The organism is Anaerobacillus sp., from assembly GCF_046314235.1.
Classification (GTDB): Bacteria; Bacillota; Bacilli; order Bacillales; family Anaerobacillaceae; genus Anaerobacillus.
Genome location: NZ_JBKBWN010000001.1, coordinates 126,380 through 144,922, shown reverse-complemented (window position 1 = coordinate 144,922; position 18,543 = coordinate 126,380). Strand labels below are relative to the sequence as shown.

The window sequence follows — 18,543 nt, the reverse complement described above, 5'->3', positions numbered from 1 at the left end:
CAGTAATGAGCAAGTGTTTGTTAGTTTGTTCAGTTTTGAGCAATCTAACTAATTTTAAGATGTACGGAGGGGAATTGTTATGTTGGAAATGTTTGATGTTTTATTGTTATCAAGGCTACAATTTATGTTTACAATTATTGTTCATTATTTTTTCGTCCCATTAACGATCGGATTAGCTGTATTAATTGCTTTTATGGAATTTAAGTATTGGAGAACGGGAAATCCTTTATACGATAAAATGGCACGTTTTTGGACTAAGCTCTTTCTTGTTAATTTCGGAGTAGGTCTCGCTACAGGGATTACGATGGAGTTTCAGTTTGGAATGAATTGGGCAGGCTATTCTCGCTTTGTCGGTGATATTTTTGGAGCACCGCTAGCTGCTGAAGGAGTATTTGCCTTTTTCTTAGAATCAACGTTTATTGGTTTACTAGTTTTTGGACGAGACAAAATCTCGAAAGGAATGCGTTTTTTTGCTGCACTGATGATTTCATTAGGTACGACAATGTCATCATTTTGGATCATTGCAGCCAACTCATGGCAGCATACACCAGCAGGTTTTATTATAAACGAGGAAATGAACCGTGCAGAGATGGTAAGCTTTGTAGAGGCTGTTTTTAATCCATCGACAATGGTGAGATTTGTCCATGTTATGCAAGGTGCATACATTTTAACGGCATTTTTTGTTATCGCGATTAGCGCGTATTATCTACTAAAAAAGAAAAACATTTCACTAGCCAAAAAGTCAATGAAATACGCGGTGATTTTTGGATTGTTTTTCTCAGTGACTCAAGCATTTTCAGGTCATGCTCACTCAGTACTAGTAGCAGAGACACAACCAGCAAAACTTGCAGCATATGAAGCTCATTGGGAAACAGAGAGTAATGCTCATCTATTACTTTTTGCCATTCCAGATTATGAAAATGAACGAAATAAGTTTGAAATTGGAATTCCAGGATTATTAAGTTATTTAACTCATGGTGACAAAAATGAGCCGGTCTTAGGATTGAAAGAATTCCCGGAAGACGAGCGCCCTGGTATATTTGGAAACTTTATTGCCTTTCGTGTGATGATTGGCTTAGGGATGGTGTTCATTTTCTGGACGATGTATTTAGCGTTTCAAATGAGCCGAGGTAGACTATATGATAACCATTTTGCTTTAAAAACATCGTTGTTCCTTTTACCAACGCCTTATCTTGCTAACACAGCTGGTTGGGTTGTTGCTGAATGGGGCAGACAGCCTTGGATCGTCTATGGCGTATTAAAGACTGCTGATGGCGTTTCGCAGTTAAGTACAATCGAATTAATTTTATCTCTAGGATTTTTTGTTGGAATTTATACGTTTCTGCTTTATCTGATGATTTATTTAATGGTTAAAGAAGTGAAGAAATTTGATATGGATAAAGCATTTGCTAAAGACAAACATGAAGAAACTAGAAGGGAGGCGACTGCATAATGGATTTAAACATCATTTGGTTTATCCTTTTAGGAGTATTAATTATTGGTTATGCGATTTTGGATGGTTTTGATTTAGGGATCGGAACTTTATTTTATACCCTCGGTAAGACGGAAGACGAAAAGAAAACGTTAATTAATTCGATAGGACCTGTCTGGGATGGCAATGAGGTTTGGTTATTAACGGCTGGTGGGGCGTTATTTGCTGCTTTTCCTTTCGTATATGCAACCGTATTTAGTGGTTTTTATTTAGCGATGTTACTTGTTTTATTCGGCTTAATTTTTCGTGCAATTGCCGTTGAGTATTATTTTAAAACCGAGGACGACCCAAAACTACAAAAGCTAATGGGAAGACTATTTTTCATAGGGAGTCTTATCCCAGGGTTCCTGTTTGGTGTAGCGATGGGCAATATTGTTGTCGGAATACCAATGGATCATATGCAAAACTATGTAGGAAGCTTTTTCGATTTGTTAAATCCGTATGCTCTACTTTTAGGTGTAGTCGGGTTAATTGGCTTTTTATTACAAGGAACAACCTATACAATTTTAAAAACAGAAGGTGCAATTCAACAACGAGCGATTCGTTTAACAAAGCTATTTAGTATTTTCATCATTGTCGCATGGGTCTTAGGGACATTAACGGCGCAAATATATGCTCCACATATGTATACTAACTATTTTAATTATCCAATTTTATTTATTATTCCATTAACTACAGTTGCTTGTTTAATAGCAGTTCCAATGCTCTTAGTCATTGCCCACTACGGAAAATTATTTATTGCTAGTTCGCTAGTGATTGTAACGATGATTGGCACGTTAGCTGCAGGAATGTTCCCTAACTTAGTTTTTTCAACAAACACTGCTGCGAATTTAACCATTTACAACGCATCTTCAACAGATTTAACGCTTCGAGTAATGTTTATCATTGCTCTGATTGGAATGCCACTTGTCATCGCCTACACAATATACGTTTATTATGTGTTTCGAGGCAAGGCATCTCCAGAGCGACACGGGTATTAAACAATGATGAATAAACGTTTAAACGAGGAGGCAAAGATCAAAGGGAGGATTTTTGCCTTTCTCCTATCCTTTGCAACTGCGAGCGGCGTGTTAACAATCTTACAAGCGTTCTTTATTGCGACAATCGTAGATCGAGTGTTTTTAAAAGGAAAAGGACTCGAAGAGATTTGGCTTTTGTTTGTATTGTTGTTACTTGTGTTTTTATGTCGTGGTTTGCTTTCATATATCACTACTAAGTTTGGAGTCAATATTGCTAGTTTTGTGAAGGTGAACTTAAGGAAAAGGTTAATTGAGAAAATTACAAGGTCAGAAGCAGGCCATCTATATAAAGAAAAAACAGGTAAACGAGTCAGTGTTTTAACAGATGCAGTTGATCAATTAGACGCTTACTATACGAGTTTCTTACCACAAATGATGCAAGCTGGGGTCATTCCTTTGATGATTTTAGTCGTTGTTTTCTCACAAAATGTCTATTCAGGGTTGATTATGCTTGTTACAGCTCCATTAATTCCAGTTTTTATGATCATTATCGGCGGAATGACTGAAAAGAAATCTAAAGAACAACTAGACAGTATGGTGAAATTTTCAGGGCATTTTTTAGATGTACTCCAAGGCTTACCAGTCTTAAAGATGTTTAGTCAAAGCAAAAGGCAACGAGCGGAAATTGAGAAGATGAGCAATCATTTTCGGGATACAACGATGGATGTATTAAAAATAGCGTTTCTCTCGGCCTTAATGTTAGAAGTGCTAGCGACTATTGCTACGGCAATGATCGCAGTAGAAGTTGGTTTACGACTTGTTTACGGACATTTAACATTCCATACGGCATTTTTTGTCCTGTTATTGGCACCAGAGCTGTATATGACATTGAAAAACCTAGGCAGTAGCTTCCATTCTGGTAAAAACAGTATTGCTGCTGCCGAAACAATATGGGAAGTATTAGATGATGAAGAAACAAAACTGTCTTGGGGGAATAAGAAACTTGAAGGTGCTACTCTGCCTGAACTTAAGCTTGAAAACGTATCTTTCCAATATAGAGAGAACCAACCAGTTTTAAAGAATGTTAATCTGAGTATTGGTAGTGGAGAAAACGTAGCCTTTGTTGGTAAAAGCGGTTCAGGAAAAACAACGCTTTTAAAGATCTTGCTTGGGGCACTTCCACCCACTGAAGGGGAAGTTCTTGTCAATGGCACTTTGCTTACGGAAACTACTGAAGATCATTGGTTACAAAACGTAGCTTATGTTTCCCAAGAACCATATTTATTTTCTGGGACGATCAAGGATAATATCAAACTTGGAAATCAACAAGCAAGTGATCTAGAAGTGTTAGAAGCGGCAAAGTTAGCAGGTGTTGACCGTTTTGTTAGTGAACTTCCAGACGGCTATGATTCGATCATAGCAGAAGGTGGCCAAGGTTTGTCAGGTGGTGAAAAGCAAAGAGTCGCAGTTGCTAGAGCTTTCATAAAAAGTGCTTCTGTTGTTTTTCTAGACGAACCTACTGCAGGATTAGATCTCGAAACCGAGCATTACTTGAAACGAGCAATGGACAAACTTTGCGAAAGAGCAACTGTCATTACGGTTGCTCATCGATTACAAACAGTCATGAAAGCTGACAAAATTGTTTTATTTTCAGAAGGCGAAGTTGTCGCAATAGGTACTCATGCTGAGCTTCTTAAAAACTCGAAACTATATGAAACAATTGTATCCGTCTATCGAGGTGAGCGCTAAATGAAAGAATTACTAACATTAACAAAAGTCATGATGGCTGAGAAAAAGGCGGTTTTTCTCGCTATTTTGCTAGGCTTTATTGCCGCTATTTCTTCTGTTGGCTTAATTGGTAGTGGTGGCTATTTAATTTCACAATCAGCCTTACAACCACCACTATATACGTTAACATTAACAATCATTGCGGTTCGTTTTTTTGGGTTAGCAAGGGCGGCTAGTCGTTATGCGGAACGTTATTTTTCTCATAAAGCAACGTTCTCAATTTTAGGGAAGTTACGCGTTTACTTTTACGACAAGATCGAACCGTTAGCGCCAGCATTATTTTCAACGTACCGAAGTGGAGATTTACTTTCTCGCGTAGTCGCTGATGTTGATCGCCTTCAATATTTCTTTTTACGTGTGTTCTATCCCCCCTTTGTAATGGTTGTCGTGTTTATAGCTACCGGGGTGTTGATCTATACATTTTCGATTGGGCTTTCGATTATCTTATTTTTGGGCCTTGTTGTTGTCGGGTTTGTTATTCCTTTAATTTTTACATTATTCACGCAAAATCATGGTCTGAAGCTTAGAGAAAAACGTTCGCAACTTTCAGTGGAAACGACAGAATATTTATATGGATTTACCGATTTACGAACAAACCGTCGTTTAAAAGCTAAACAAAAGGAAATTGAGACGATTTCTGAGAAGTTAATCGAAGAGCAAGAGAAGGATGGATTACTTGCAGCAAAAGGAGAGAGTATTAGTTTAACACTAGCTTTTCTGACTGCATGGTTTACACTCCTATTTGGAGTTATTTACGTAGAAAATGGTACGCTAAGTGGTGTTTATTTGGCAATGCTAGTGCTTATTACACTAACAGTATTTGAGGCTGCGACACCAATGGCGATCATCCCTGGTCATCTTGATGAAAGTAAGGTTGCTTCAGAAAGGCTGTTTCAATTAACAGGTGATAAAGGAGCTACCCAAGAACCATCACGAAAAACATCTGAAGAAACATCCCAACAAACATCACAAGAAACTTCACAAGAAACCTCACACGAAATTGGCAAAGAGGTAGGAACAACGATCACTGAGCCGTTTAAGATTAATTTTACGAATGTTAGTTTTTCTTATCCTAACACAGCGCGTAAAGCGATCAATAACATCACGTTCGAAGTAGCTGCCAAAAAGAAGATAGCGATTGTCGGAGCAAGTGGCTCAGGAAAAAGTAGTCTCGTTAATCTTCTATTAAAGTTTTACGGTAACTATGAAGGCGACATTTCATTAGCTGGGAAACGGTTAGCTGAAATAAGTGAAGATGAAGCAAGAAATCTCTTTGCTGTTGTTGCTCAAGAAAATCACTTTTTCAGCAGTACGATCCGCGAAAATCTGCTATTAGCTAAGCCAGAAGCAACAGATGACGAGTTGGCGCTAGTTTTAGCTGATGTTTCACTTTCCCACCTTTCTTTAGATAATCAACTAATTGAAAAAGGGCTGTCTTTATCGGGAGGCGAGCGACAACGTTTGGCGATTGCACGAATGTTGCTAAAGGATGCGCCAGTGCTACTTCTCGACGAGCCGACAACAGGACTCGATTCGATAACAGAACAGGAAGTTTTATCAGTACTGTGGCCGAAGATTGAGCATAAATCGGTTATCTATATTACGCACCGTTTAGTAGGACTTGAAAAAATGGATGAAATTATTGTTTTTGAAAAAGGTGAAATTGGAGAACAAGGCTCTTATCAACAATTGATTGAACAGCAAGGGCATTTTTATGAGTTAACTAAATTAGAAAAAGAGAGGATTAGTTAAGGGAGTACAGTATGAACTTTTTCATTATTTAGGAAAAAATAGGCGGCGACAATTTATCTTAGTCGCCTATTTTTTAATTGGCAGTAAAGTCTTCTTTTGAAAAAATTGGTAATCGAGATTGCTTTTTGAAAAAATAAATAGGCAGTAAAGAAGACTTTTTTAAAAAGGTTAAAATATTAGTTGCGTTTTGCAAGTATCCAATATATACTAAAGTTGAGGTTAAGGTTGCAAGTTGCAAATAATATAATATTTAGGTATTATCCTAAAAACCTTGAATAGGAGGGGTATTGATTGGAGAACACTCGAGAGTTATTTCAAATTTTAACAAGAAGATTTGGATTTCTAAGTAAAAATTGTTGCTCAATAGGTGAATTTGAAATTTCAATGATTCATAGTCATATTTTATTTGAAGTCGAACGAAGAAATCTCCCTTCGATGCAAGAAGTAGCAGAAGCATTAGGGACCGACATTACAACATTTTCAAGGCAAGTTCAAAATCTTATCAAAATGAAATTAGTAGAAAAAACACCTCACGAAGAAGATCGTCGTGTGCAGCTATTATCATTAACAACGCAAGGGAAATTTGTAACTGGGGCAATTGATCAACAAATGAAAGACTACTTAGAGGAGATTTTTTCACATTTAAGTCCTGAGGATAGAGAAAAGGTTTTACAATCAATAAAATTGTTAAATGATGCGATGGCGAAATCATCTAGATGCTGTCAGCCCAACATGTTTTAAGCTGGATCACTCCAGCTATTGATTAAAGTTATTACTTGCAAATTACAAATATTTTAGGAGGTTTTTTATGGAACACTTTATTGGATTTTTACTTTTAGCTTTAGAACTTACATTGCTATTTTTAGGTATCTCTTTATTAATTAATGTACTAAAAGGATTTATTCCATTTGAGAAATTAGAAAAGTACTTAAGTGGGAAAAATCCTTTAATCGGAGTACTTGCGGCAATATTACTAGCCTTTGTTACACCATTTTGCTCATGCTCGACCATTCCGGTCATTGTTAATTTACTGCAGCAAAAAGTTCGCTTTGGCATTGTCATGGTCTTTTTGTTTGCATCACCAGTTTTAGATCCAACGATTATTACGTTAATGGGTGTTTTATTGGGGCCAAAGGTCGCCTTCTATTATACGATTATAACAGCTATTTTAGCTGCAACAATTGGTATGACTTTAGAAAAATTAGGGTTTGAAAAGTATGTGAAAAATGTTGTCATGACCGGCTATGAAAAATCAGAAAAGCGCTTTAGTCTAAAAGATAGTTTAAAAGAAACATTGGCTCTAATGAAAACTGTTTATCCTTATATCATTATCGGTGCTGGAATCGGTTCGATTATCAAAGGATTAGTGCCAACGGAGTTTATTGTCACATATTTCGGAGGGGATGCATGGTGGCTAGTACCAATTGCCGCTGTTGTAGGTATTCCATTATATATTCGCCTTTCAACGATGATCCCAATTTCCCAGATCTTAATTTTCAAAGGGATGGCTCTTGCTCCTGTAATGGCACTAATGATTAGTTCTGCAGGTGCTAGCCTTCCAGAAATTGCACTATTAAACTCTATTTTTCAGAAAAAGCTAGTCATCGCTTTTATTGGCTCAGTTATAACACTAGCAACATTTTCAGGACTACTATTTTATATGATATAGGAGGTGATTTATTGTGAACTTATTAAAAAAGCTATTAGGGTTTAAAGAGGTTAGTGCAACGAAAGACCAATCTTGTTGCCAGGTGAAAATAGTCGAAATGGAAGAGGCGAATAAGGTCCAATCTTGTTGCCAAGTTAAGATTGCTGAAGTTAAAGAAAAGAAAGACTAATAGTCTTTTTACCGCGGCATTGTATGCTAAAAACTAATAGTGAATAATACCTAAACAACGAATTTGAATTAAAAATAGTATGATGAAGCCTCAGTAACGAATTTGAACTAATAGTAACTAATACCACAGCAACGAATTCGATTTAAAATACTAAATGATAGCTCAGCAACGAATTGAAATTATTAGTAAATGCCTCAATAGCGAATTCGAAAACGAATATTAGATGACAACCACGGTGAAATGAAGATTGAATAATGACTTACAATAATAATGAGAATGGTGACTTCCCTCACCAACAAAATCGAGCAACTAATCTATAATATTGGTGAGGGGGGATCATTTTTGAAAATGAAAAGTTGGTCATGCGGACTAGAGCACGGTGTATATGAAACTGATCGAGATTTGGTTATTGCAGAGGGCCTAGGTGCTGTAGCTGAAACGGCAAAAGGGTTTCACGTAAACCTCGTCACACCACACACATTTGGAAATCCAGATCATTATTTAACACCTATTTTAAAAGAGAAATTCGGAGATCGCATCAATGTAAAATTCATCGACCAATGTGGCTGCGGTGGTTTTGTTCTCCGAGTCTGGATTATTGCACCTTGAGAGAGGTGTTTTTTCTATTTTTTAGTGGATGTATATTCCTACAATAACTACTAATTGGCAACTAAATCTAAAAGATTACCTTGGTATTTAAGAAAAAGACACCACTTCATAGAAACTGTAAAATTCAGTCCGCAAAGGAAGCGAATGAGGACACTAACTCATAAAAACTGTAAAATTCAGTCCACAAAGCGAGTGAACGAGGACACCGAATCCTAAAAACTGTAAAATCCAGTCCTCAAAGCGAGCGAATAAGGACACCGAATCCTAAAAACTGTAAAACTCAGTCCACAAAGCGAGCGAACGAGGACACCAATTCCTAAAAACTGTAAAACCCAGTCCGCAAAGCGAGCGAATAAGGAAACCGAATCCTAAAAACTGTAAAATCCAGTCTGCAAAGCAAGTAAATAAGGACGCAAACTCCTAAAAACTGTAAAATTCAGTCCGCAAACAATAGAACACCCCAGTAGAATAAGGGAACTACCACTTGCGTCAGATAAGAAATCTAGTTAGCCCCTGATTCGTCAGCTCCATTTTTTTGAGTGAAGTACGAAGATCGTCCAAATCCAATTTGTTGGAGGTTATTGGTGAGTGTCCTATATACCGTTTTCTTGGAATAGTTTAATTCACACCAATCATATACAATGTTTGTTGTTATTTTTTTTTCGGGGAAAAGGGTTTGTATTTCATCAACTGCTCTCATAATTCCACTTGTACTAGCTTCTACTTTGCCACAGTCATGACAAACTATCATTTTGTCATTGTTTGAAATTTTAAAAGAACTACAATATACACAAGTCGTCCCTTTTTTCAAAAGCTCAAAATTATAGGCTGGTAAGCGCTTGTATGGTGAATCGTTGCAGTGCAAAGCTAATAACTGTTTAGCCAATCTGTTATGTTTTTCAATTAGTTTCGAAGATTTTAGTTTGAGCTTGTTCATATAACGATTAATTTGAGTAGGAAAAATAATGGGTAGATCAACAGGGGCTTGATAAAGGTGAAAATTTTGGTTGATGAAAACGACGTAGGATTCGATGGATGGGTTAAGTTTGCTTTTTTGCAGCAGTTGCCGTAAGAGGATTTCACTGCGATTCAATTGGTGTATGGGGTTTTTAATTTCTGAGCCAGATAGGCTTCTCCATTTATCGGCAGTAATATCAATAATATAATCGCCTTCAAAGTTTTTAACTTCAAAAATATAGATCGTTTCTGGGGATATGACTAACGAGTCAATTTGAAAAAAAGTATTATTATTTTCTAGTAATAAATCATTTAGGACAAGAAAATTAGTGGAGAGTTGCTCTAGCCATTCGTCAAACATTTTTTCTCCTTCGTAGCCTTTTTCAAGGTGTAAAAAGTGAGTTAGTTCTTTTTCTGTTAACTTCATGCGGTTATTTAAGAGTCTTAGTATCTTTAATTCTGCTGGCACTTTACGAGATTTAATAATCATTAGCATCACCTCTAAATATAAGATTAAGATTATTTTATGAAATAGAAAAAGACAAGTCAATGCTCAGTAAAATATTAAGAAAATACTCAAAAACAAAAACGTTTTATAGGATTTGCTAGTCTAATGAGTAGAAAAGGAAAAAAGGAGGCTTTAAAGTGGAGCCAACACTACAAACTCTTGTTAAAAAAGCCCAAAAAGGTGATGATACGGCTTTTTACGAATTAATGCAAAGTCACAAAGAGCAGCTTTATCGAATTGCTTTTTCATATGTAAAAAATGAAGCTGATGCAGTTGAAGCAATTCAAGAACTAACATTTCGGGCCTATAAGCAGTTAAAGAAGTTAAAAAAACCTAGTTATTTTTCAACGTGGTTAATTCGAATTTTAATAAACTATTGCATTGATGAACAAAGAAGAAGAAAACGAGTTGTTATTGAATTGACGAAAGAAGAGAGTCACCATGATGAAGAGCCATCATCAAAACTAGAAATGAAGCGAGTTCTTGGCAAGCTAAAGGCTGATTATCAACATGTGGTCATCTTAAAATACCTACATGATCTAACAGTTCCAGAAATCGCAAAAGTGTTAGAACGCCCTGAGGGAACAATTAAAACATGGCTTCATAAAGCACTACTTGAAATGAGAACAATGATGGAAAGGGAGGATTACTATGTTTGAAAAAGAGGAACAGGAGCTCGGTCGCATGAAAGATGAAATATATGAGCCGAAAATTCCAGCAGGTCTAGATGATGCAATTCGCCTTGGAATGTTAAAAGCAAAGCAACAACAAAAAAAATCGACTACACTAAAATGGTCTAGCTTAGCAGCAAGTATCCTAATAATCGTCATGTTAACATCTATTCGAGTTTCACCAGCGTTTGCGGGGTTTGTCAGTCAAATTCCTGGTATGAAGGGAATTGTCGAGTTAATCCATAACGATAAAGGCCTAACGTCAGCGATTGAAAATGACTTTTACGAAGAAGTGAACATCACTGATATTCAAAATGGATTAGGATTTACAGTAGATGGAATGATTATTGATGAAAGTCGCCTGGTTTTATTTTATACTGTTGAGAACTTTAGTAATATTGATTATGCGATGAACGAGGAATTACATTTATTTGATAGCAGTGGAAAACGCATAGCAGCTGCTTACACTTTTGGTAGAGAACATGACCAGCTAACAAAAAATAATAACAAAAGTCAAGGTAAATTCGACGTTAGTTTTTCTTCAAATGAAATGGTTATTCCGGAGATATTAATAGTTCAAGCGTCATTTTCACTAAAAGATATAAATCGAAAGAAAATTCCTTTACAAAATGAGTATTGGGAAATTCAAATCCCGATTGACCATAGTAAATTCGTAGACGTAAAAAGAGAGTTTGAGCTTAATGAAACAGTTTTTTTTGCAGGACAGAAGCTAACATTTCATAATGTCACTATTTTTCCAACACGAGTTGAAGTTGAAGTTGAATTCGCAGAGGAAAACACGATGAAAATTTTTGGCTTTGAAGATTTGAGAATAACTAATGAAAAAGGGGAGGCTAGTAATCCTGGAACACTTGAGTTCAGTGGTACTAGCTATAGTGAAAATTACTGGAATCTATACTTAGAGAGTAACTATTTCACAGACGGAAAAGAATTGTTTCTAGAAGCCACTAGCATTCGAGCGCTTCCAAAGGATGAATTAGACGTTGTTGTTGACTTAGCCAATAAAACAATTGTTAAAGGACCAGAGCTCCTCGTCTTAGAGGAAATGGAGATTAATGGTGACAACTACTATTTTGAGTTCTCAGTAAAAACAACAGAAGAAGTAGACCGTGACCGTATTTTCAGCCTATTTAACATGGAAATGTATGATGAAAAGGGGAAAGTGTATGAAGTATCCGATGGGATGAGCTTTCGAAAAGAAGGTGATCATAAAAAAAGCGTTGCTTTTACGCTCCAAGGACTAGAAGGAGATTATCTTCATTTAAAGCTTTCCGACTACCCATCACGTATTAGAGATGAAATGAAAATCAAACTAACGAAATAACTGTTTTAGAGGCTTTCCAATAAGTATCAGAGCACCAAAGAAAGTCAACTTCACCAACATGGATGAAAATATGATCGCTACAAAACATCCAATCAGAGAAAGTGAACTTTCCTGTAGATACTACTACAGGGTAGACGACTCGAAGTCTTACTATAGATAGTATTTGTATACTTGTACAAAGTCTATTTTTAGTGTTCGAGGTGACTGATACTATGAGGCAGCCTCTTTTCCTATTCAATCGAAGGCATTCAGTTATGTTAAAAATTTTTAATTTTCAAACAACTATAGCGCAAAAAAATGGAAAATAATATAATAAGGAGGTAGTACCGGACTGGAGAAATAGTTTAGAAGTAGGAATAACCAATGAGGGGGAACTCACTTGGCGGAGCGTAAAATTGAAAGCTTGTATAATCAAATATATAAGCATCCACTGTTTCGCGGTCTTGGAGAAAAGGATTTTTATCGATTAATTGAAAAATGTTCTTTGAAGCATTATCAAAAGTCTAACAAAGTCTTATATTCAAAAACACCTCGCGAAGGTCTTTTGTTAATTCTCGAAGGTATGGTTGAGGTTTTAGTTGAGGGAGAAACAAACCAGAATAATAAAGAAGTGTTAGAAGTGTTACAAACAGGGGATAGTATTGGTTTTTCTAGTTTAGCAGATTTTTTAGGTGAAAAGTCTAATCATCATTCAAAATTTAATGTAAGTGTTGTTACCGTTGAAGATTCATATTGTTTACAAATCCCATTTTCAGTCCTTGAAGAACGTTGGATTGATGAGCAGGTTCGTGACTATGTGTTAAGACAAGTGGCCGTTCGCTTAAAAGATATATATGCTTCACTAACTGAACAGGTTCAACTAGCGAGCCAATGGGGTGAAAGTGAGCCATTTATGCGTAGAGTTCAGGATATTATGGCTCATCCGGTCGTTGCTGTTCAGGAAACGGAATCGATCCAACACGCGGCACAGAAAATGGTGGAAAACTCGAAAAGCTCGGTTTTAGTTTTAAAGAATGAACGCTTAGTCGGTATTGTGACTGAAAAAGACTTAGTTAGCCGGGTCATTTCTCGGCAACGTCCATTATCCGATGCAGTCCGTGAGATTATGACTGAAAACCCAAGGACAATTTCGCGGGAAAGTTACTACTATGAAGCCTTGTCTTGCTTTTTAATGAATGGGATTAAGCATTTGCCTGTTGTCCAAGAAGATGAAGTGATTGGCATCATTACATTGTCAGATCTACTGCGTAAGAAAAATCGAGGTACACTGCAAATATTACAAACGATTGAAAAATCAACAATAGAAAACATAGAAACGGTTAAAGATGCAATTTATGAAGTTCTTGCTAGCTTACTAAATGATAGAATTCCAATTTTAAATACATTGGAGATTGTCACCAAGCTTTATGACAGATTAGTAAGACATTGTCTAGAACTGGCAATCAAATCATTAGAAGACAAGGGATTAGGTAAACCACCTGTTCGATTTTGTTGGTACCAAATGGGGAGTGGTGGCAGAGGCGAGCAGTTTTTACTGACAGATCAAGATCATTTCCTAGTCTATGATAATGATAAAGATGATGAAGAGATCCATCATTATTTTAAAATGTTAGGAGAGGAAATTGTAAATTATTTAGAACAAGCTGGTTATGAAAGATGCATTGGGAATATGATGTCCGATAACGAGATGTGGCGGGGTTCAATGAATAAATGGAAAGACCGCTTAAAGGGTTGGGCATTACGGGCTACAAATGAAAATTTACTATTAGTACAAAACTTCTTTTCGTTTCGTATGCTTTGTGGAGATGCCCTGTTAAATGATCAATTTAAAGAAATGGTAATGGCTCATGTTAAAGAATCAGGAACAATATTATATCGTCTCGCTGAACTAGAAAAGGATCGACCTGTCCCGAATTTAGATCATCCAATTCGTGCAATGTTTCGAATAGAGAGAAATTCGATTGATATTAAGATGGATGCCTTATTTCCGTTACACCACTGCTTGCAAACGCTATCAACGTTAAATAATGTCGCTTTCGGTACACCTACTGAACGAATAGCAGCTCTTGTTAATATCGGCATTTTTACAGAGACATTTGCTGAAGAATTAAGAGATGCCTTTGAAGTAATTTTAGGAATAAGAGTGACTCAAGCGTGGCTAAAGTATCAGCGCGGTGAAAAAAGCTCTTCTAAAATTACCTTTACCCAAATGAAATCTAGGGATAAGGAAGCTTTGATTAAAGCTTTAAAAACGGTAAAACAAGTACAACAACAGGTCTTAGCGGCTTTTGGTATGCTCTAATGGAGCAAGAAGCTATCTCCTTAGTGAGCAATGCTAATTCATTTCAGCTGTTTCATTACTCACTAAATAGTTTGCAAAAATGATAAAGGGAGTGACCGTGATGTTTTGGAAACGGAAAAAAATGAACTATGAACTAGATCGGCAACCATCACTGAATACCCCCTTAGATCAGCTGTCTTTTACGGTCTTTGACACAGAAACAACGGGCTTTGCGATTGGTGCTTCAGACCGTTTAATCGAAATTGGGGCGGTTCACGTTGAAAATTTAAAAGTAACTGACTATCAATTCCAAACTTATGTTAATCCTAATCGAGACATTCCTAATAATATAATTACGCTTACTGGTATTGATAATCACATGGTTAAAGATGCACCCGCAGCTTTACAATCAATAGAAGACTTTTTTCGATTTATAGAAAATTGCGGTAGTGATGGTTTGGTTGGTCATTATATTAGCTTTGATTTAATGGTGTTAAAAAAAGAATTAGCTAGGGAAAAATTTACGTACGATTCCCCCCTTTGTTTTGATACGTTGGATATGATAGGTTACCTAAATCCTTCCTGGGATATGAGGGATTTAGAACACTACGCTAAAACGTTCAGCACAAGTATATTTCAAAGACATTCGGCTATTGGTGATGCATTAACGACAGCACATCTTTTTTGTGAATTATTGAAGCATATTCAAGATCGTGGCAAAAATACATTAGCAGATTTGCTACAAATACTTGATGGCAATAATCGAGCCAGAAGTCTCCAATTTTAAATGACTAATGGTATATATTTCTTTTTCTAACAAACACTACAATTATTATCTCATTTCGTAGGAGGATAAATAATGAAGCGTAGTGTTTTATTTTTTACATGTTTTTTGGTCATGATATTTTCAATTGGCTCATTCCAACAAGTAACAAAAGCTCAAGTAAATGAGGGGCATTTGGAAGAATATTTGTCGACTCTCAACTGGACGCAAGGAGAACTAGAAGAGTATTTAGCTACTTTAAATTCTTCTATAGATGCGTTTCATTCACTTGAGGAATTAAAGACGTTTGTTGGTCCGTCTATCACTAACAATAACCTCAATGATTTATTAGGAAAGTATAATATGACTCATAATGACTTAGAGACGTTATTGGCCGAATATGGTGAGACATTAGACGATTATAAATTCATTGATGATCTAGAGATAGATGTACAATTTTTCTTGCGATATCAAGAAGAATTTGCTATTGTAAGCGACTTTTTGTCTCTGTTTGGTTTAACAGAAGATGAAATGGAAAATGTATTTGACCATGTTAGTTCATTAGACGAAGAGGTTTCTAATCAAAAGTTAGCCAATCTTTTTGAATCGCTAGAAGCTCTTTCATATTTACAAGGTGTTGACGAGTTATCAAGAGAAGAACAGGAGCAAATTTTCTCGCTTTGGGACGAGATGTTTAGCGCACTAAATATCGATGCAAGATATTACTTAGTAAAAGATGATTCTATGACACCAACCGAACTCCAGAGCTTAGTAACACGAGACACAGTAGATGGATCTAGTTTATATATGGCTCTTCATAATTTAGATGGTGATGTATTAGCTACATTTATTTTTAGTGAAGATATGGTTGATTCTCATTTAATGTACGAATCATTAGAGCAGTTTGGTGAAATTGTAAAACTTGCGCTGCAGTATCAAGAAGTTCTAGTCAAGGAAAAACTTCCAATAACTGCCGGGCATTATGTTGCAAAAGTGTTAGTAAGTATTTTGCTCATTGTTGCTGGGCTTGTAATGTTAGTAGTTAGAAGGAGAGTTATCGTTTGATCGCGCCAAAGAAAAACGGGAAAATGGGATTATTTTTAGTAGGAACAATTCTAATAATTTTCGGTTTATATGTATTGTTTTTTAATATCACCCTCATTTATAAAGGAATGAATGCTGTAAAAAAAGTTGAGGTATCACAGGCTAATAGCGTGTCTACAAAATCTGTGGAAATGACAAGAATGAAGAGGACTACAAAAGAAGCTAAGCCTGAAGTTGGCGAGGAAATCGGTAGGCTTCACATCCCTAAATTAAAGATTTCAATCCCGATTTATCATGGGACAAATGATGATGAACTGATAAAGGGAGTTGGACATGTCATCGGAACCGCTTTTCCAGGTGAAAATAATAACGCTGTTTTATCTGGTCATCGTGATACAGTTTTTCAGAAGTTGGATGAAGTAACGATAGGAGACATACTTAAGGTTGAAAATAATAGTGAAATGTTGACTTATAAAGTTAGGAAAGTGAGAATTGTTGAAGCTGACGATTTAACAGTTATCGTTCCAAAACCAAAAGCAACGTTGACTGTTAGTACTTGTTATCCTTTCACTTTTGTTGGACCAGCAAAGCAACGATACGTTCTTGTAGCAGATTTAATTGAAGCTAAGGTAAATCGCATTTAACTAAGAGGCTGCCCGGTAAGTATAGCTCGCCACAGTATACTATTTGATTAGGGGTCAATGATCTCATACTCTAATTTAGGTATTTGTGTTGGCTAACACTTTGCTTCTAGGACAGCCTCTTATTAATATCGTTGCATGACAATAGCATCTGATAGCCTGAAAAATAGAGTGGGATGAGAATTTTTGTTTTATAGGAGTTAGTGTCCTTATTCGCTATGTTATCGGACTGAATTTACCAGTTTTTAGGGGTTAACGTCCTTATTCGTCATGTTTGCGGACTTAATTCACCAGTTTTTAGGGGTTAACGTCCTTATTCGTCATGTTTGCGGACTTAATTCACCAGTTTTTAGGGGTTAACGTCCTTATTCGTCATGTTTGCGGACTTAATTTACCAGTTTTTAGGGGTTAACGTCCTTATTCGTCATGTTTGCGGACTGATTTTACCAGTTTTTAGGAGCTGATGTCCTTATTCGTCATGTTTGCGGACTGAATTTACCAGTTTCTGGGATTTAATGTCCATATTCGTCATGTTTGTGGACTGAATTTACCGATTTCTAGGAGTTAATGTCCATATTCGTCATGTTTACGGACTGAATTTACCGATTTCTAGTAGTTAGTATCCTTATTGGCCAGTCTGAGATTGTAAATAAACTTAGATAGATATAATTTTCGTTTTAAAACGACACTAAAATAACCCTCTAAGTAAAAAAGGAGTCGCTATAATGAAAGCTAAAAGAAGTTTTCTCCTTTACTCATGTTTATGGATCCAAGGTTTGATCTTTTTCTACATAGCCTATAAAAGAAATAAAGATAAAAAAATAATGATTATTCACTTCTTTACACTGACCGGTTTAGCGTATATTTTTGAATATATTGTCCTCGTTTTACTTAAAGCTTATCGGTATTATCCAAAGTTCTTCAAAAGAGTTTATTTTGATAATATTCTAGGAGCAAGTATATCTCAATTTTTTATCGTCCCAGCAATTGCTACTTTTATTACTAATTTTAAGCTTAAGATCCATTGGAAACTTTTCTTTTCAGGGTACTTAATGATCATTGAAATCATATTTAAGAAATTAAAGATCTATAAGCAATTTTGGTGGAAAACTATATATACTGGTGTTTTTACTATTGTTTTTTTTCTCTTCTCAGACTATTTTTATAAATCGTTATACAGAATAGGCGATAAACCACTTTTAAAAGGTATAACAGTTTTTTTGAAAAGTTTTACCCTATATTCAACTTATATGTTTTATTTGGTTGTTCTTTTTAATGCATATTTTTTTAAAGTTCCTTGGTTTAAGGATGGAGCACGGGGTCACATTGCTTTTGCAACTTTGTATAGTCTTTTCATCTCCGTGCTCTATACAGCAATATTTGTACTACGTAAGAAGTGGGTAATGGTAGCTAGTATCGGAGCTCTCTTTAGCTTAGATAAAATTTTAGTGGAATTAAACGTACTAAAGCTAAAATATAACAAAAGTATTATTAGAAACAATTTACAGCGAGGACTATTATTGTCTTTACTTTATATGTTTGACGATCATTTATATAAAGAAGAGGTTAGAGATCAAGAGGAAGGTGAAACAGTAAGCCAGCCTTCCGTGGTATCTTAGCGATAAAGAAAATAGTTCAAAAGTAAGAAATCGCACCGTTTAATTTTACTATAAAAAAAATTATTGTTGACATCAGATTTTAGTTGGTGGTAATATTAAGTCGCACTAAAATTATGAAAATTTTGGAAAGGGAGGGTTAAATAATGAAGCAGATTACAGTTGTAAACAAAATCAACTTAATATTATCTAAAGTGACCCACCTGGATTCTAGAGTATAATCTACGTTTATTATTGAGTTAAGTGTGTGTCACAATGGTGTGGCATGCGCTTTTTTAT

Annotated in this window: 16 protein-coding genes; 15 read left to right on the top strand and 1 reads right to left on the bottom strand. The window is 35.8% G+C overall.

Going from position 1 to position 18,543, the window contains the following annotated elements:
• Positions 1-79: 79 nt before the first annotated feature.
• The 8 genes from ACK4M9_RS00695 to ACK4M9_RS00660 all read left to right on the top strand — a co-directional run bounded on the left by ACK4M9_RS00695 (position 80) and on the right by ACK4M9_RS00660 (position 8,438).
• Positions 80-1,453: a cytochrome ubiquinol oxidase subunit I gene (locus ACK4M9_RS00695; protein ID WP_409846803.1), complete on the top strand. Its 1,374-nt coding sequence runs from the start codon at positions 80-82 to the stop codon at positions 1,451-1,453.
• The gene (cydB, locus tag ACK4M9_RS00690) at positions 1,453-2,472 is read left to right on the top strand and encodes a cytochrome d ubiquinol oxidase subunit II (protein WP_409846801.1); all 1,020 of its coding nucleotides are present in this window, start codon (positions 1,453-1,455) and stop codon (positions 2,470-2,472) included. Before ACK4M9_RS00695 ends, cydB begins: the two co-directional genes overlap by 1 nt.
• A 3-nt stretch (positions 2,473-2,475) precedes the next feature.
• The gene (gene cydD, locus ACK4M9_RS00685; protein ID WP_409846799.1) at positions 2,476-4,200 is read left to right on the top strand and encodes a thiol reductant ABC exporter subunit CydD; all 1,725 of its coding nucleotides are present in this window, start codon (positions 2,476-2,478) and stop codon (positions 4,198-4,200) included.
• Positions 4,201-5,991, top strand: a complete 1,791-nt coding sequence (gene cydC / locus ACK4M9_RS00680) for a thiol reductant ABC exporter subunit CydC (RefSeq protein WP_409846796.1) — start codon at positions 4,201-4,203, stop codon at positions 5,989-5,991.
• Positions 5,992-6,282: 291 nt separating this feature from the next.
• Positions 6,283-6,732, top strand: coding sequence for a MarR family winged helix-turn-helix transcriptional regulator (locus ACK4M9_RS00675; RefSeq protein WP_409846794.1), 450 nt, complete (start codon positions 6,283-6,285; stop codon positions 6,730-6,732).
• A 67-nt stretch (positions 6,733-6,799) separates the two neighbouring features.
• Positions 6,800-7,660 carry a permease gene (locus ACK4M9_RS00670; protein ID WP_409846792.1) on the top strand — a complete coding sequence of 287 codons (861 nt, stop codon included), beginning with the start codon at positions 6,800-6,802 and terminating at the stop codon, positions 7,658-7,660.
• Between the two features lie 13 nt (positions 7,661-7,673).
• Positions 7,674-7,829 (top strand): hypothetical protein, encoded by a 156-nt coding sequence (locus tag ACK4M9_RS00665; RefSeq protein WP_409846790.1) that lies wholly within the window; start codon positions 7,674-7,676, stop codon positions 7,827-7,829.
• Positions 7,830-8,177: 348 nt separating this feature from the next.
• Positions 8,178-8,438, top strand: a complete 261-nt coding sequence (locus tag ACK4M9_RS00660) for a CGCGG family putative rSAM-modified RiPP protein (RefSeq protein ID WP_409847344.1) — start codon at positions 8,178-8,180, stop codon at positions 8,436-8,438.
• Positions 8,439-8,940: 502 nt separating this feature from the next.
• On the opposite strand, the gene ACK4M9_RS00655 is transcribed toward ACK4M9_RS00660, so the two are convergent.
• Positions 8,941-9,885: a nuclease-related domain-containing protein gene (locus tag ACK4M9_RS00655; RefSeq protein ID WP_409846788.1), complete on the bottom strand. Its 945-nt coding sequence runs from the start codon at positions 9,883-9,885 to the stop codon at positions 8,941-8,943.
• A 155-nt stretch (positions 9,886-10,040) separates the two neighbouring features.
• On the opposite strand from ACK4M9_RS00655, the gene ACK4M9_RS00650 reads away from it, so the two are divergent.
• The 7 genes from ACK4M9_RS00650 (at position 10,041) to ACK4M9_RS00620 (ending at position 18,267) form a co-directional block, all read left to right on the top strand.
• Entirely contained in the window at positions 10,041-10,562 is a 522-nt protein-coding gene (locus ACK4M9_RS00650; protein ID WP_409846786.1) for a sigma-70 family RNA polymerase sigma factor, read from the top strand.
• On the top strand, positions 10,555-11,919 hold the full coding sequence (locus ACK4M9_RS00645; protein ID WP_409846785.1) for a DUF4179 domain-containing protein: 1,365 nt from the start codon (positions 10,555-10,557) through the stop codon (positions 11,917-11,919). The genes ACK4M9_RS00650 and ACK4M9_RS00645 overlap by 8 nt, the downstream gene beginning before the upstream one ends.
• A 379-nt stretch (positions 11,920-12,298) precedes the next feature.
• Positions 12,299-14,221 carry a DUF294 nucleotidyltransferase-like domain-containing protein gene (locus ACK4M9_RS00640; protein WP_409846784.1) on the top strand — a complete coding sequence of 641 codons (1,923 nt, stop codon included), beginning with the start codon at positions 12,299-12,301 and terminating at the stop codon, positions 14,219-14,221.
• 100 nt (positions 14,222-14,321) lie between these two features.
• Positions 14,322-14,987, top strand: coding sequence for a 3'-5' exonuclease (locus ACK4M9_RS00635; protein WP_409846783.1), 666 nt, complete (start codon positions 14,322-14,324; stop codon positions 14,985-14,987).
• Positions 14,988-15,059: 72 nt separating this feature from the next.
• On the top strand, positions 15,060-16,028 hold the full coding sequence (locus tag ACK4M9_RS00630) for a processed acidic surface protein (RefSeq protein WP_409846782.1): 969 nt from the start codon (positions 15,060-15,062) through the stop codon (positions 16,026-16,028).
• 23 nt (positions 16,029-16,051) lie between these two features.
• Positions 16,052-16,651 carry a class D sortase gene (locus ACK4M9_RS00625; protein ID WP_409847341.1) on the top strand — a complete coding sequence of 200 codons (600 nt, stop codon included), beginning with the start codon at positions 16,052-16,054 and terminating at the stop codon, positions 16,649-16,651.
• 722 nt (positions 16,652-17,373) lie between these two features.
• Complete coding sequence (locus ACK4M9_RS00620) at positions 17,374-18,267, top strand: hypothetical protein (RefSeq protein ID WP_409846780.1); 894 nt, start codon at positions 17,374-17,376, stop codon at positions 18,265-18,267.
• The last annotated feature ends 276 nt before the right edge of the window (positions 18,268-18,543 follow it).